Raw genomic sequence first — 16,370 nt, 5'->3', positions numbered from 1 at the left:
TTATTATTGTTAAGTCATCTGAGTGACTCTAATTGCCTTCGAAGAATAGGAACTTTGAAGTCATTGTGTGTTTTTTGTAAACACCTTGTTTTCTTTTAACACTAATAATACTTTTAGCGAAGGCTAAATTTAGGATTACTTATTTTATTAATTAGAGTTAACATTCTATACATATAAAAATTAACTTTTGTTAATATAAGTTAACTCTAATGGAACTTAATTGATTAAATTTGTTAACGGTATTGGAGAATGATTCGGGGCCTGAAGGCCCTAGTGAGTTGATGAACACTATTAATGAAGATTTAAAGGGATATTTTATGGATGTTTTACCTAAGCTTGTTGATTCAATGTTATCGTTTGAAAATCATATACTCACTCTAACGTTCAATCGTGATGATGTACGCAATGCATTGACGGGCACACATATCGTGGATGATATTGTGCAGACCATTACTTGGGCTAATGCTTGTAAAGACGTGGCGGTTATGATCATTACAGGTACTGGTTCAGTTTTTTCGTCTGGTGGCAATGTAAAAGATATGGCTAATCGTCAGGGGGATTTTTCGGGTAATGTGAGTGAGCTTGAGCTGCGTTATCGACAAGGTATTCAGCGTCTCCCCTTAATGATGGAGCAGGCCGAAATGCCAGTGATTGCTGCGGTGAATGGCGCAGCCATTGGCGCTGGATTTGATTTGGCGAATATGTGTGATTTACGAGTGGCATCTAACAAAGCCAAGTTTGGTGAAACTTTTATTAATCTTGGGTTGATCCCAGGTGATGGTGGGGCTTGGTTTATGCAGCGCTTGATTGGTTATCAAAAAGCGGCAGAATTGACGATGACGGGAAGAATTATTGATGCTCAAGAAGCTAAGGAGTTAGGTATAGTATTAAAGATTGTTGAACCAGACTCTTTATTGGCTGAGGCCAATACATTGGCACTGGAAATGGCCAATAAGCCTGCGGCGGCATTACGATTAACAAAAAGGCTGATGAAAATGGCTCAACGCACTCAGCTGCCTGATTTTTTGGAGATCTGTGCTGCTTTCCAAGGCATGGCTCATCAAGAGCCTGATCATTTGAGGGCGGTGAGTCAGCTTATTGATAAAATGAATAAGCCGAGCTCAAAGCCGTATAAAAAATAATGGATCTCAAAATATCGATTTTGAGATCCAGTACAAATCATATCGTTGTTTAGATGTAGCCTAATGACAGTGATTGTGTGATCCCGCATTGCTTAACAAAATCATCATCGTGACTAATGAGCATAAAAGCGCCTTTATAAGCGGCTAACATATTTGCAAGAGTCTGTTTTGAGTCGATATCAAGATGATTATCAGGTTCATCGAGCAGCATGAGAGGTACTGGGACTTGTAAGTTAACGGTGAGTAAGGCGAGTTTTACCTTTTCGCCTCCACTTAATTGCTTGACCGTGCGATAAACCGTGTTCGCTCTAAAGCCGATACCCGCCAGTAAGGTACGGATCTGTGTTTCATTGGTTTCATTGCTGTGATGTTGAACATAGTTCAAAACAGATTGGTGTTGGCAGGATAATTCTATATGTTGATTTAAAAAAAACAGGGGGGTATTGAGATTGACGCCGCCTTGTTTGAGGCGTGTTGTTTCAAGTAGCACATGAAATAGAGTGGACTTGCCACAGCCATTTGCACCTCGTAGGTGAACTTTGTCATTTGAATGGAGGATGAGTTGAATTGGCAAGTTGTAGCCATAGGGTAATACGCCGTCATCGATATGCAGTAATGTGCATTTCTTACCAGATGGGTTGGGTAAATATAAGTGTTGTTTTTGAGTAGACTGCGTATGTGCGTTAAGGTGATTGAGAGTTTGCTGCAAAGACGCATTCTGGGATTGATATTGTTTTATGCGATTGGAAGTCCGTGAAGTGGCTTTATCTTTTTTGGCATTGAGTAACATTTTGGATTGACTGCCTTTTTGTCGAATTTTTTTACCCATCATGGCGCGTTTATCTGCTTTTTCCTTATTGGATTGATGTTGTGCTTGTAATTGCTGTTGTTGTTTTTTAACATTGAATAATTGACGTTCAACTGACTGTTGCTGTTGTTTTTTTTGGTTGAAATAAAAGTCGAAATTGCCACCATACTCTTTGAGTCCCAATGAGCTGAGTTCCCAGATATGTTCCATTTCTCTGAGTAATAAACGATCGTGGCTGATCAGCAAAATAGATCCAGTGAAAAGGTGGATTTGTTTTATGAGCCATTGTTTGGCGCGAAAGTCTAGATGATTACTCGGTTCATCTAAAATTAATAAACCCGCATTGGATTGGAATAGTTTCCACAACCTTAAACAAGAAAGTTGACCCCCACTGAGGTTTGAACAAAGCATATGAGGATTATTAGGCAAGTTAATCTGCAAGAGTAACTGTGAAACTTCATCTTCTAAAAGCCAATTGTCGGCAATAATATCAAACCATTTATCCTCACTATGGCCTTGCTTAATTTTATTGAGAGCGTTAAGAATATTCTCAACATCTAGATATTGCGCAATGGTGAGTTGAGGTGCAATATCATTCAATGGGAATTGATGATAGCACTGTACTTGAGTATTGAGATTGACTGAGCCTGATGTTGGAACGCGCTGCTGCGCCAATAGCGCAGTTAAAATGGATTTTCCTGAGCCATTTTGCCCGATTAAACCTGTTAGACGAGCTTGCAAGGTACAAGAAATATTTTTCAATATGTAATCACCATTCTCAAATTGATAAGAAAGGTGGCTGGCTTGTAATAAAGGCATAATAATCCTCCTAAAAAATAGAGGATAAGGCGCTGATTTATAAACTCTATATATGAGTTTACTTTGTCGTTAAGAGAATGGTTAAACTGATGTTTCTATCGATATGAAATAAGCATACAGATCATCATGAAACCGCGCCTAATCCTATTAGTCCAAATAAAAATACAAAAATGGATAACAGGCTTAGTTGTTCATGTTGGCATCATCTGTGTGTTTGAGAGAGTATTAATACTAACCGTTTGGTGGATATAAAATCAAGCGATGCTTATTTTATAAAGGGAGATTATTAATGGAGGTGAGCAATGAACAGTAAATTACCTAATGTGGGTACGACGATTTTTTCAGTGATGACGCAATTGGCTAATGAGCATAATGCGATTAATTTGTCTCAAGGTTTTCCTGATTTTCAATGTCCGGACGAATTAATGGAACGCGTTTATTTTTATATGAAGCAAGGAAAGAATCAATATGCACCAATGGCTGGCTTACCTGTATTACAGCAACAAATTGCCGATAAGATAGACAATTTATATCAGTTACAAATTAATGCGATTGATGAGGTAACGATTACTTCTGGTGCTACCGAAGCATTATTTTGCGCGATTCATACGGTCATAAAACCGGGAGATGAGGTCATTATTTTCGATCCCAGTTATGACTCTTACGAACCTGCTATTCTATTAGCGGGTGGAAAGGCGGTACACTTACCTCTGATCGCCCCCGATTACCATATTGATTGGGAAGCAGTAAAAAAATCGGTGAATGAACGGACACGCATGATCATTATTAATAATCCCCATAATCCGACAGGTTCAGTGCTCACTGAGGATGATATGTTACAGTTATCCATAATCGTGAAGGTTAATGATTTATTTGTGTTATCAGATGAGGTGTATGAGCATATCATTTTTGATCGAAAATTCCATCAAAGTGTACTTAGATATCCAGATTTATATCAGCGATGTTTCGCTGTTTTCTCATTTGGTAAAACTTATCATGTAACGGGCTGGAAAGTGGGATATTGTATTGCGCCACCCATGCTAACGAGTGAGTTTAGAAAGGTACATCAATTTGTGACTTTTGATACTGCCACGCCCCTGCAGTATGCATTAGCCGACTTTATGAAAAGCTGTCCACAGCATTATTTGGCATTACCTGATTTTTATCAACAAAAAAGAGATTTGTTCTGCCGATTATTAATTGACTCCAAGTTTACCTTGATACCCTCTCAAGGGACTTTTTTTCAGCTACTTGAATACACAGCGATTACGACACAAGATGATGTGGATTTTGCGAGAGCTTTAACGATCAATCAGAAAGTGGCCAGTATTCCTGTTTCCGTTTTTTCAATGCAACCTGTGAGGGAAAAATACTTACGTTTCTGTTTTGCTAAGGATGATGCCACTTTAGTAAAAGCCGCTGATATATTAAATCAATTATAGGGGGGCTGCGTGAATATTTAGGTTATTTTGAGCCAATTCATCAGATGGCTGGATAATATTGAAGGCTCTTCTAAGGGAAGCATATGTCCTTCACTTTCATTGGGCAGTAATGTGCAATTATGATAGATGTCGGCAAATTTGGTTAACCATTCTGTGTTAACTAATGGATCGAGAGTATTGTAAAAAAAGGTGATATTGATAGAAAGATTGGCTAATTTTTCAAATAAGTCTTCTCTATTAGTTGTCCATGTGAGCTGGCTTTTCAGGGTTTTTTCTCCCAGTTCCATATCCATTCGCATGATAGTGTCGATAATTTCTTCATTTTGAGTTTGTGTATTTAACATGCTATTGGCTTTTTGGCGAGTGACCCCCTTGTAGCCATAGGTATTGATGTAGTCTAATGTTTTTTGACGCCCTGCGATTTCATTGGAAGATAATGGGCAAGGTGAATTGGAAATAATGAATATTTTGTTGACTCTATGCGGATATTTAGTCGAAAAATGGGCGGCAATATACCCGCCCAGCGAGAACCCTACGATATTGACTTTTTGTTCTTGAATGATTTCTTCTAATGAGTCGGTAATGCTGTCTAAGTCTAGACCACTTAAAATGGGAATATGCAGTAATTCATATTCTTTATTTAAGATTATAGAGAGCTTATCCCATAACTTTGCATTACACATTGTACCAGGGAGCAAGTAAATTTTTTCTTTCATTGATCCACCGCTTGAGATGATCCTTACTTCATTAAGCCTATTTATACTCAATACAGCGCTTAAATGCAGAGATCAAGCATTATTAAATATTTTGTGACTTATTTTATCTTAGCAATATTTTAATAAAAGATGATTAATTAGATGTCTTCAATGCTAAATAAGTGCTGTAGATGCTACCTTAATCAAGCATTCATCTCTGCTATACTAAAAGTATCAAGTTGGTTTTTTTACTATTTATTTAGTTGAAATATAATGATTTTTATATTTAATTTTCGATTAGGTTTTAACAGTGTGTTTATTATTGATGTGAATTTTTAAAAGGTTAATCCATAAACGGTTAGGCATGGAGTGCGATGACTCTTTCACGTTCAAAGTTAATGAGTATGACTGCGCAGCAGTCGTTGATTGGTTTTTTAGGACTGGCATTTTCGGTGGTGATTTTTCGCCAAAGTGGATTAAGTGATGAGTTAATTGTTCAAAAACTGCAATGGGTGTTAGTGGCTTATGCTATAGGAACCTTACTACAAGCTGTCTATTGGAAAAAAATTGCTATAGGAACGGGATTAATGTTGCCCCCGATAAGCGGGGCGATTTATGTTCAGCCTTCTATTCTGGCTATTGCTATTGCTATTGGTGGAATACCTTTGTTGATTGGTATGACCATTTTTGCGGGGTTTTGTGAGTTTGTTTTGTCATTTATCTTACGACGAACCCGCATTATTTTTCCGCCAGAAATTTGTGGTTTGGTTTTACTGTTAGTTGGGTTGGAGTTGGGGGTTACTAGTATCCATGCTGGAGCTGTTGAGCCGTATATGAGTAATGGAGCCATTCTGGTGGCGACACTTATTCCTATATTGGTGCTTAGCGTATGGGGAAAAGGCTATATTCGCCATATTTGCAGCATGATAGGAGTGCTATTTGGTTTTATCATGGCACTTTATTTAGAAGGGGGTGCCGATTTCAAAGCCTTGCAAGTTCCTTTTTTGACCTTGCCATCGCTTGAGGTCATTAAAGAGCAAAAAATTGCATTTGATTGGTCACTCAGTCTCCCTTTTTTCCTAGTGGGATTCGCCGCGACGATTCGAAGTTTAGGGTTAACGATGAGTGTGCAGCAAGCGAATGATCCCCATTGGCGAAAACCTGATTATGATTCGCTTCAACGTTCTATTCGAACCGATGGTTTAGCTGCTATGATTGCGGGAATGTTAGGAGTCAATGGCATCAATGTTTCCCCTACATCAACGACAATGGCAATAGCCTTTAGGTGTACAGATGTGGTGCTCAGTTATGCTATGAGCATTGTTTTTCTCCTGCTTTCTTGCTGTACTGGGCTACTTATTTATATTGCCACTTCCCCTTTACCCATTGTTGCGGGGTTATTACTGTATTATGCGGCATTTATTTTTACAGGAGGGATCCGAACAATTGGAGCGCAATCTTTTGGTATTAGGCAAGTTTTTATCATTGGTATTTCGTTTTTTGTGGCGGTCAGTACCTATATACTTCCTCAAGCGTATCAAGCATTACCCAGTCCTTTGGATGTGTTTGGGCGTTCTAGTTTAGCATTGGGGTTGATTTTTGCTGTAGCGTTAAATATGATTTTTTCTATCGGTTCAAGAAGAAATGCGAGATTTATATTAAGAATGGACAGCTTGCCAGATAGGCAAATCCATGAAAACATCAATACTTACGGTAATTCATGGGGACTGAAGCAAGATTTAGTTGAAGATACAATTTTGATTGCGAAGGAAATAGCCCATGATATACATCATGCTAATTTGGCTGAGAGTGATATTATTGTTGAGACAAAAGACAATACTATCGCGTTTTGTGTTTCTCTTTCTTACACTGGAGCCCCTTATAAAATGATGCCATTGCAAACCGTGAACATGGAAAAAATACTCGATGAAGAGATGTTTATTGAAGGGCTAAAAATTTACTTGCGAGGTATGATGCCTGATAAAGTGTCGACATCTCTAACCAATAATGATCAGTGTTGTGTGATAGTCAGCTTTAATCATTGAAGGTTTAACCTTGGCTAATGAAAGGTGTCTGTGTGAAGATAAGTGCTAATGGCAATGTTCAGGCGTGTATCATTGCCATTAAGGTGACATAACTAAAGGGCTTTTAAGATATTTTCAGGCGATTCATTTTTATTTTTCTGACTAACAAGTAAACAACAAAGGCAAACCAAGAAATAAAAATGATGGCAACTACCCAAGCTATTTTTTCAAACTTAGATATTTTAGAAGAGCAGGCAATAAAGGCCATTGGTGCAATCCATGCAATGATATAAATTAATATTAACATTTTAAAACACTTACCTTGATAGGTTCCCTGTTGGATGATATTTCCCTAAGTTGGGGCGTATTGATTTTATTGGTTTTTTATTGAAAAGCAAAGGTTATTTTTGTTTAGCATTTAAAAATAATGTGATGAAAGCGGGCAAATTGATGAGCCAGATCAAAATGGTACCAAATGTATAGGTTGTGCTTGGGGAGTTCTCATGGAGAGTGATATGAGTGAGGTAGGTATAGAGAATATTTTCAGATAAACAAAATAAACCGATAAATATCCAACCATATGAAGAAAATAGTCTTTTTTTATAAGTATAACTAAAGATAGCAACCAGTAAGGCGCTGCTTGCCAATGTATCTAAGATGTCAATTAAGCGAGCTTTTTCTCCCATTAGTCCTGCGTAACTTAACAGTGTCATACATAAAAAAGCATAGAAATATACTTTCCAAGCAATGATTTTCTTGTGTCCCTTTAACCAAGAAATACCTGAGGACGAGCGAGGTGAAATATGACTATCTAGCACGATGGCCCCTTATTGTTATCGTTATTGGGAAAGACGCTTGTGACTACTAAAACGTGTAGAGTCTACTTTTGACGGCAGTAAGGATACCACAGCTAGCGTAGATATTTTATTTTTTGTTTAAATATCGCCCATTTTGAGCAAAGGAATTAAGGTCAATGAATTTTAACGGGTATTGTTTAGCGTGACTCGGGTTATTCATCATGAAGTATAAATTAAACTTATAATATAAAGTGTATTTTAATTACTCTCATTATTCTTTTTCAATATAAATTGTTTTAATTTTCAGCACTTTTGTGAATATTGCTCAATATTTAAAGTGGCGTTTTTGTGTTATTTTCATTATAACTTTGATGAATAATAGGCTTGAAGGTATGAAAAGTACATGTTGCTGATAATGTGAATTTTTTGATTTATAAGCGTATTTAAAATAAGTGTTTCCATATAAAGTTTTGTTTATATTGTTATTATTCCACTTCCCTTTAACCTTTGTTAAGTTGGTATTATGTTGGTAAGTTTTGTTGTTTTTCATTTTTATTTTCTATTTTAGCGCGAAAATCGAGCAACCCCTTCGCCGACTTTTTGAGTGGAATGTAGTATAATGGTTCCGAAATGAGCGCGAGCCTGCCTAAGTCGATAGAGATTATCAAAGTGTGAGCAGTGTCGTTGTTCGAACGCCAAAAAAAGAGGAATGTTGCCGTGCTAGAAGCATATCGCAAACACGTCGCAGAGCGTGCTGAAGAGGGCGTAGTCCCTAAACCACTTGATGCTCAACAGGTATCTGAACTTGTTGAATTAGTCAAAAATCCCCCCGCAGGTGAAGAAGCGTTTATTCTTGATTTGTTAGAAAACAGGATCCCACCAGGAGTTGATGAAGCCGCTTATGTGAAGGCGGGTTTTTTAGATGCACTTGCAAGAGGTGATGCGCAGTCTTCCATTATTTCTTCAGCACGAGCCGTTGAATTATTGGGTACGATGCAAGGTGGTTATAATATTGAGCCATTGATTGCACAGTTAGACAATGAAGCTCAAGCTGATTTGGCTGTGGCTGCTTTATCTAAAACATTATTGATGTTTGATTCTTTCCATGATGTGGTGGAAAAAATGCAAGCGGGTAATGCGTCGGCTAGAAAAGTAGTTGAGTCATGGGCCAATGCTGATTGGTTCTTGAATCGTCCTAAATTGGCTGAGAAGATTTCATTAACGGTTTTTAAAGTCTCAGGTGAAACAAATACCGATGATCTTTCTCCCGCACCCGATGCGTGGTCTCGTCCTGATATTCCATTACATGCTTTAGCTATGCTAAAGAATGCTCGTGATGGCATTGTGCCTGATGTGTCTGGTAGCGTTGGCCCCATCAAAGAAATCGAAGCATTGAAAGCGAAAGGTTTCCCGTTGGTTTATGTGGGTGATGTTGTCGGTACGGGGTCTTCTCGTAAATCTGCGACCAACTCAGTGTTATGGTTCATGGGGGATGATATTCCTAATGTACCAAATAAGCGCGGTGGTGGTTTCTGTTTTGGTGGTAAAATCGCCCCTATTTTCTTCAATACTATGGAAGATGCAGGTGCATTACCCATTGAACTTGACGTCAGTCAAATGGAAATGGGGGATGTTGTTGACATTTACCCCTATGAAGGCGTGGTTAAGCGTCATGATAGCGATGACGTGATTTCCCAGTTTGCATTGAAAACTGATGTATTAATGGATGAAGTGCGCGCGGGTGGCCGTATTCCTTTAATTATTGGTCGCGGCTTGACCGACCGTGCTCGTGAAGCATTAAACTTAGAGGCGTCGACTGAATTTGTCCGCCCTCAAGATGTGGCCGATACGGGTAAAGGTTTCACTCTCGCACAGAAAATGGTGGGTAAAGCTTGTGGCGTAACAGGCATTCGCCCTGGCCAATACTGCGAACCTAAAATGACATCTGTCGGCTCACAAGATACCACAGGTCCTATGACCCGTGATGAGTTAAAAGACTTAGCTTGTTTAGGTTTTAGCGCCGATTTGACCATGCAATCTTTCTGTCATACGGCGGCTTACCCTAAGCCTATTGATGTGAACACTCACCATACGTTACCTGATTTTATTATGAATCGAGGTGGTGTGTCATTACGTCCAGGGGATGGTGTTATCCATTCTTGGTTAAATCGCATGCTATTGCCAGATACTGTGGGTACAGGTGGTGATTCTCATACACGTTTCCCTATTGGGATTTCATTTCCAGCAGGTTCGGGCCTAGTGGCGTTTGCTGCGGCAACCGGTGTTATGCCGCTTGATATGCCTGAATCTGTATTGGTACGTTTTAAAGGTGAAATGCAACCTGGGATCACCTTACGTGATTTGGTGCATGCCATTCCTCATAAAGCGATTGAGCAAGGCTTATTGACGGTAGAGAAGAAAGGCAAAGTGAATTTCTTCTCGGGTCGAGTGTTAGAAATTGAAGGCCTTGAACAATTAAAAGTTGAACAAGCCTTTGAACTCTCTGATGCATCTGCTGAGCGAAGTGCAGCGGGTTGTACGATTAAGTTAGGGCAAGAGCCTATCATTGAGTATCTAAACTCAAACATCGTCATGTTGAAATGGATGATCGAAGAAGGCTATGGCGATCGTCGAACTATTGAGCGTCGTATCATAGCGATGCAAGAGTGGTTAGCTAATCCTGAGTTAATGGAAGCCGATGCCGATGCAGAGTATGCTGCGGTTATTGAAATTGATCTCAATGATATCAAAGAGCCTATTCTTTGTGCGCCAAATGATCCTGATGATGCAGTATTGCTGTCGGATGTCGCTAATACGCAAATTGATGAAGTGTTTGTGGGTTCATGTATGACGAACATTGGTCATTTCAGAGCCACTGGTAAGATGCTTGATAAATTTGCGACGAGTTTACCGACGCGTCTCTGGATTGCTCCACCAACGAAAATGGATAGAGATCAGCTGACTGAGGAAGGTTATTACGCCATTTTCGGTCGCGTAGGGGCGAGAATTGAAATCCCTGGCTGTTCATTATGTATGGGTAACCAAGCACGTGTTGCTGAGGGAGCAACGGTGGTATCGACATCCACTCGTAATTTCCCGAATCGCTTGGGGACGGGGGCAAATGTGTATTTGGCGTCTGCTGAATTAGCCGCTGTAGCTGCACTGTTAGGGCGTTTACCGACAACAGAAGAGTATCAAACTTATGCGAAAGAGTTAGATGCCACAGCTGCTGATACTTATCGTTACTTAAACTTTGATCAGTTACCTGCTTATACTGAAAAAGCGGGTAAGGTGATTTTTCAGTCCGCCGTTTAATTTGATGATGTGATGTAAAAAGCCTGCTATTGAGCAGGCTTTTTTATGGGCGAAAGATTGAAGATAAGAGTCATTAAGAATATTTTGTGTGTAACACTTCGAGTAATTTATCTTCTAATGCGAAGCGTGTTTCCATCGCATGACCTAAAGAAGACAAATCTTTGTCTAAATGAAAGAGCACGTTATCGTCGGCGGCTTCTGTGTATTTATCATTAAAATCTAAAGCGGTATCCGTTGTTTCACTAATTTGAGGAACCAATTGCTGGGCAAGGACTTGGCTTGAAGTGCCATTTTTTTCACAAGCAGTGACAACCTGATCGAAAATTTCGAAATGTCCTTCGGATACATAGTCCATCAATAGATCACAAAATGCTTTAATGGAACCAAAAGTGGGAAGTGTGTTTTCAATAGGATCGTAGGGAGGTAAGCCTGCAATTTGACAATAATTAACCAATAAATTTCGACGGTTATTAAGCCATTGATCGATGAGTGTATTGGAACCACCCCATTTTTTTTGGGCTCTTTCGAGTTTTTTTAACATTTTCGTTCCCATGTCACACGGTTTCCATTAACTCTAATGTAGAGAGATCCAAAAGGTTTATCAACTGTTTTTTGATTGTTTTTTAGTCGAAATTGTTATTGGAATTATATCGAAAAGTTATAGCGCGAGAAGGGGGATAATAAAATGCCCAGAGGTAGCGAGCTATCTCTGGGCGAGTAAGTTTTATACTGGCTCGATGTAACGAGCTCTTGATTGTTTTTGCTAGCGCAGAAAGTTTATATCAAAGCTGAGAGCTCTGTGCAACCTTTTTGTAATATTTCTGTACATTGGTTTAATATTGAGCACATTCTAATTTAGTGCTTTTGTGTGACTTATCATGGGAAGTGGCTAAGCGAATTTAAATCGATAGCTATCACATAAATTTGCTGAGAAAGGTTACTTTATCTGCGTAAATGCTAAACTAGCGGACATAGTGGATCCCATAATTAGTTTAGGAATTGAGCCAAATGGCAGAATTAAAGAATGATCGTTACTTACGTGCTTTATTGAAACAGCCTGTAGACAGGACGCCTGTATGGATGATGCGCCAAGCGGGTCGTTATCTTCCTGAATATAAAGCGACTCGAGCACAAGCTGGTGATTTTATGTCTTTATGTCGAAATCAAGAATTAGCCTGTGAGGTAACACTACAACCTTTGCGTCGTTATGACTTAGATGCGGCAATTTTGTTCTCTGATATTCTGACTGTGCCTGATGCTATGGGATTAGGGCTTTATTTCGAAACGGGTGAAGGCCCGCGCTTTGAAAGACCGACTGATACCATTGAGTCAATTAAGAAGTTAGCCATTCCCGATCCTGAAGATGAGCTAGGTTATGTAATGCGTGCAGTTAGCACCATCAGAAGAGAGCTAAAAGGCGAAGTGCCACTCATAGGCTTTTCGGGTTCACCTTGGACATTGGCCACTTACATGGTGGAAGGCGGATCCAGTAAGACGTTCGAAAAAATTAAGAAAATGGCTTATGCAGAACCTGCGGCATTACACATGTTACTCGATAAGTTAGCCGATTCGGTGATCTTGTATTTGAATGCACAAGTGGCCAATGGTGCTCAATCTTTGATGATTTTTGATTCTTGGGGCGGCGCTTTATCTCACCATGCATATCGAGAGTTTTCATTACGTTATATGCAAAAGATTGTCGATGGGTTAACCCGTTTTGCCGACGGTCGCCAAGTGCCTGTGACGTTATTCACAAAAGGCGGTGGATTATGGCTTGAATCAATGGCTGAAACCGGCTGTGATGCACTAGGGCTTGATTGGACTGTCGATATTGGGGATGCACGTCGCCGTGTTGGGCATAAAGTGGCGCTGCAAGGCAATATGGATCCGTCAATGCTTTATGCGTCGCCTGAGCGTATTGAACAAGAAGTGGCACAAATACTCGCCAGTTATGGCAATGGCACGGGCCATGTATTCAATTTAGGTCATGGTATTCATCAACATGTGGATCCTGAGCATGCTGGAGCGTTTATCAAAGCCGTGAATCAGTTGTCAGGGCAATATCATAAGTAAGCACATAGTGATGATTGATTAAAAGCCATAGATGCATTGAGTCATGTCACAAACCATACATAATGTATGGTTTGTGACTTATGTTCAACAACGATACTAATAATAACTAATGTAAATTAATGAGTGATTTTGTTTGCGCTGTTGCTCTTGCTATATCTGCATTTTTTTGAGCGAGATTAAGCTTTTCCTCCCATGAGGATATCTTTGTAAGTATAGCGTTAACTTCTTCTCTGCTTTTGTGTGTTTTTAGGCGTAAAGCATCGAGATTATTGCCTGTTAACTGCACTTCTACTTTTGCTTTTGAGAGTTTTGTCGTCAATGTAGGTGAATTTTGGCTTGTTGTAGCCGTAAGCTCATGCTCTAGTCTTTGATGTACTTGTTTGGCATTGTTCCAGAATGCTACTGCCTGATTTTCATTATTTTCATTAAGCTTTAAATTTTTTGTCGCAGTTTCCAGTTCTTTTTTAGCATACTCAATTCGACTTTTTGGAAATTCAATCAGATCTTCAACTTGTCTTTGTTCATAAGCAAAAAGTAAGCGAGCTCTGGCTTCTTCAACTTCATAATCACGGCGTGCAGTATGGGATAATTCAGATACTTCATTAGTGAGTTCATTAAAAGCGGCTACTTCATTACCTTCATTTCTGATGATGCGGGTAGCCAGTTCAAAGACATAAGCTCCACAACTTGAGCCTGTTTTATTTTGAATTTGTCCTTGCAGTACTTTAGTGGATAGTGACATATCTTCTGATTGTGGTGCCAGAGGTTTTATGGCATCCATCATATTTTGCATTGATTTTGTAAAACCTGAAGATGTTGATAGCCCGGTAAATTCTATATGATTTTCCGTACGTTTTGCAGTAATTAACATCCAATGTCCTCCTTTACAAAAGGGGAACTGCGCTGTTTGTCCGGGGGTTAATTCTTTTAAAGCATCTTGAATAGCTGCTTTCTGTTTTGCCGAAGCGCTGGCTTCGGGACTGCTATTTGGCACATCGGATGATTGCATGAGATCTAATGTGAGTGGGTTAGAAAAGGATGTGACGTTTTCCTGATCTCTTAATGTTTCAAAGCTTGAACGTATCACTTCATGAGAAATAGTTTGTCCTGAAGTGACAGTTTCATGCTTAATATTATCGACTTTTGCATTTCTGATTGCTTCAGGGTTATAAGTGATAAAAGGGGTATATCCGGCAAGAAACTCTTTAATATCTGCTTTCCATTGAGATGCTTTCATACTACAAAAATTAAGCCCATCCCTAAGTAGATTAGCATTAGTAAAGCTAATATTATCTTTTGAATTATACGAATCTTTAATAGTACTAGCATGACTAAGTTGATGCTCTTTTTGTATTACCTTACTTGCAGTAGATAATGATGGAGATTGAGCGTTTGATTCTTTAGCAGAGTGAAGTTCTTGTGGAATATTTATAAGGTGTGCGGCTTTAGCTGCTTTTGCCATGGTACAAAGTCTAAGAATATCGCCTTCTTTGAGGGGGGATGCTGTGCCATTTTGTTGCCTAGTTATATTGCTAAAAAATTCATCTAATGGTTTTTGATCTAGCCCTGCTTTTGCATACAAGTTTTTAAAAGCAGTTTGAGTTGCTTGAAATGCGCGTTCAGGGTTTTCTTTGCTTAATGAGCCTTGTTGACTGGGGTATAGGCTTCCAGTTTTTGTTGTGTCTCTTGCGTATAAAACAACGGAATTGCCTTTTTGCTGACCCGCTAGTTGAATATCATGGTGATTACTGGCCGAAGCAAGGTTTCTTACACTTGAGCTCAAATTATCAACATCACTCCATGAGAATGATTGAGGTGTGAAACTAACAGTCATAAGGCATTCCTTATCTTTCTTGAAATGTATTATGTTAAATTATTGAAGGTTGTTTTTTGATCAGTATAAGACCTGATATTAGCCTTTTGTCGATACTGGTATAGTGGTTGAAATTTGAAATGGGTATGAAGATTGAAATGTATAATGTAAAGCAAATAGACATGATGTTTTCAGAGTTAGGTGCATTGATTGATGCCGAAAGTATTATTAGATTTGATGATCATCATTGGAAAATTGTGTTTGTAGAAGGCCAAGTGGTCGATATTATTCATACATTAGATTCCCATAAGCTCACATTAGAGTCTGCTATGAGTCCTCGTATGCCAATTAAGCTAGAAGCATTTTATACAATGCTTCTAGAGTATAATTATTGTTGGCGCGATACGGGGGGGATCCGTATCGCGATACATAATGATAATATTATTCAGCTATTTGATTTATTTACTCAAGACTTAAATGTGAATGTATTAGTCGATGTTTTAAAACGTTTTGTTGAGCGCTTAAGCGTTTGGAGAACAATATTAAATGAGTTTTATTAGTGAGAAAACTGCTTTTAAAACCGACATTATTGTTGGTTGAATGGTAAGTTTACCGGTGGCGAAAATTTGTATCCGACTCCCCAAACTGTTTCAACTAAGTCTGAGCAGCCAGGCTGCTTAAGTAATTTAGAGCGCAATCGGTTAATGTGAGTGTTTACGGTATGCTCGTAGCCGGAATATGAATACCCCCATACAGCTTCTAGTAATTGTACTCTACTGAAGACTTGTTTTGGGTAGGTTGCTAAATAAACTAAGAGATCGAATTCTCTTGCCGTTAATGTTAAGACTTGTTCAAGTACCATAACTTCGCGGGTTTGTTTATTAATTTGAATACCATTATATTCCAATAAATCAAAGGAATGGCCTTCGTTGATACTCCGTCTTAATAGTGCGTTGACTCTGGCTCTTAATTCCAGAGCTCGAAAAGGTTTAGTAATATAGTCATCGGCACCAGAATCTAACCCTAATACAATATCAGCTTCACTACTATAGGTTGTCAATAACATACAGGGGGTGGGGTTGGCGTCGATGTTTATTTTTTGACAAAGCCAGATCCCATCTCCATCAGGAAGCTGTCGCTCCATGATAATGAGATCTATGTTATCTTGTGCCAATTGTAAGTTAGCACATGCTAAATGAGTACAATGGCTGATGCGAACGTTGAGTGTTTGAAGGTTCAAAATAATCTGATTTGCAATCACTTTATCTTGTTCAATGAGAAGAATATGTTTCTTCATTTTTTCAGCGATATAAGGGGGCATTCCATTCATAATTTGCATCCAAAGTCGGTCCTAGAAAATTAGACCCGTGTTGAGTGCTTTTAATTTCAGTGCTGAAGGAGATAATTTGAATCGGGGAGTGTAATGTAATAGGACTGAGGCT

At 39.0% G+C, this 16,370-nt stretch carries 13 protein-coding genes; 6 read left to right on the top strand and 7 right to left on the bottom strand.

What is annotated here, in order from left to right:
* Positions 1 to 317 precede the first annotated feature (317 nt).
* A complete protein-coding gene (locus Q0779_RS17735; RefSeq protein ID WP_298774615.1) occupies positions 318 to 1,142 on the top strand; it encodes an enoyl-CoA hydratase-related protein in 825 nt (274 codons plus the stop codon).
* A 49-nt stretch (positions 1,143 to 1,191) separates the two neighbouring features.
* Here the strand turns inward: Q0779_RS17735 and Q0779_RS17730 are convergent, their stop codons facing one another.
* Positions 1,192 to 2,769 (bottom strand): ATP-binding cassette domain-containing protein, encoded by a 1,578-nt coding sequence (locus Q0779_RS17730; RefSeq protein WP_298774613.1) that lies wholly within the window; start codon positions 2,767 to 2,769, stop codon positions 1,192 to 1,194.
* Between the two features lie 302 nt (positions 2,770 to 3,071).
* Between Q0779_RS17730 and Q0779_RS17725 the strand changes: the two genes are divergently transcribed.
* Positions 3,072 to 4,211, top strand: a complete 1,140-nt coding sequence (locus Q0779_RS17725; protein ID WP_298774610.1) for a methionine aminotransferase — start codon at positions 3,072 to 3,074, stop codon at positions 4,209 to 4,211.
* 17 nt (positions 4,212 to 4,228) lie between these two features.
* Here Q0779_RS17725 and Q0779_RS17720 read toward each other — a convergent pair whose 3' ends face one another.
* Positions 4,229 to 4,927, bottom strand: coding sequence for an alpha/beta hydrolase (locus Q0779_RS17720; RefSeq protein ID WP_298774608.1), 699 nt, complete (start codon positions 4,925 to 4,927; stop codon positions 4,229 to 4,231).
* Positions 4,928 to 5,280: 353 nt separating this feature from the next.
* Here Q0779_RS17720 and Q0779_RS17715 point away from each other — a divergent pair, with 353 nt between their 5' ends.
* A complete protein-coding gene (locus tag Q0779_RS17715) occupies positions 5,281 to 6,951 on the top strand; it encodes a solute carrier family 23 protein (protein ID WP_298774607.1) in 1,671 nt (556 codons plus the stop codon).
* Between the two features lie 103 nt (positions 6,952 to 7,054).
* Here the strand turns inward: Q0779_RS17715 and Q0779_RS17710 are convergent, their stop codons facing one another.
* Both Q0779_RS17710 and Q0779_RS17705 read right to left on the bottom strand, forming a co-directional pair.
* Positions 7,055 to 7,237, bottom strand: a complete 183-nt coding sequence (locus tag Q0779_RS17710) for a hypothetical protein (protein WP_298774606.1) — start codon at positions 7,235 to 7,237, stop codon at positions 7,055 to 7,057.
* A gap of 94 nt (positions 7,238 to 7,331) precedes the next feature.
* Positions 7,332 to 7,748, bottom strand: coding sequence for a hypothetical protein (locus Q0779_RS17705; protein WP_298774604.1), 417 nt, complete (start codon positions 7,746 to 7,748; stop codon positions 7,332 to 7,334).
* Positions 7,749 to 8,444: 696 nt separating this feature from the next.
* Between Q0779_RS17705 and acnB the strand changes: the two genes are divergently transcribed.
* Positions 8,445 to 11,042, top strand: a complete 2,598-nt coding sequence (acnB, locus tag Q0779_RS17700) for a bifunctional aconitate hydratase 2/2-methylisocitrate dehydratase (protein ID WP_298774655.1) — start codon at positions 8,445 to 8,447, stop codon at positions 11,040 to 11,042.
* 73 nt (positions 11,043 to 11,115) lie between these two features.
* On the opposite strand, the gene rsd is transcribed toward acnB, so the two are convergent.
* Complete coding sequence (rsd, locus tag Q0779_RS17695) at positions 11,116 to 11,583, bottom strand: sigma D regulator (protein WP_298774603.1); 468 nt, start codon at positions 11,581 to 11,583, stop codon at positions 11,116 to 11,118.
* Positions 11,584 to 12,050: 467 nt separating this feature from the next.
* On the opposite strand from rsd, the gene hemE reads away from it, so the two are divergent.
* Positions 12,051 to 13,115, top strand: coding sequence for a uroporphyrinogen decarboxylase (gene hemE / locus Q0779_RS17690; protein ID WP_298774602.1), 1,065 nt, complete (start codon positions 12,051 to 12,053; stop codon positions 13,113 to 13,115).
* A 106-nt stretch (positions 13,116 to 13,221) separates the two neighbouring features.
* On the opposite strand, the gene Q0779_RS17685 is transcribed toward hemE, so the two are convergent.
* On the bottom strand, positions 13,222 to 14,949 hold the full coding sequence (locus tag Q0779_RS17685) for a hypothetical protein (RefSeq protein ID WP_298774601.1): 1,728 nt from the start codon (positions 14,947 to 14,949) through the stop codon (positions 13,222 to 13,224).
* A 137-nt stretch (positions 14,950 to 15,086) separates the two neighbouring features.
* On the opposite strand from Q0779_RS17685, the gene Q0779_RS17680 reads away from it, so the two are divergent.
* Entirely contained in the window at positions 15,087 to 15,488 is a 402-nt protein-coding gene (locus tag Q0779_RS17680; RefSeq protein ID WP_298774600.1) for a type III secretion system chaperone, read from the top strand.
* A gap of 26 nt (positions 15,489 to 15,514) precedes the next feature.
* Here Q0779_RS17680 and Q0779_RS17675 read toward each other — a convergent pair whose 3' ends face one another.
* Complete coding sequence (locus tag Q0779_RS17675; RefSeq protein WP_298774597.1) at positions 15,515 to 16,267, bottom strand: response regulator transcription factor; 753 nt, start codon at positions 16,265 to 16,267, stop codon at positions 15,515 to 15,517.
* Positions 16,268 to 16,370 lie beyond the last annotated feature (103 nt).

Source organism: uncultured Shewanella sp., assembly GCF_947491715.1.
In the GTDB taxonomy this organism is placed as follows: Bacteria; Pseudomonadota; Gammaproteobacteria; order Enterobacterales; family Shewanellaceae; genus Shewanella.
The sequence above is the reverse complement of the archived record's forward strand: the minus strand, read 5'-3'. Positions and strand labels throughout refer to the sequence as shown.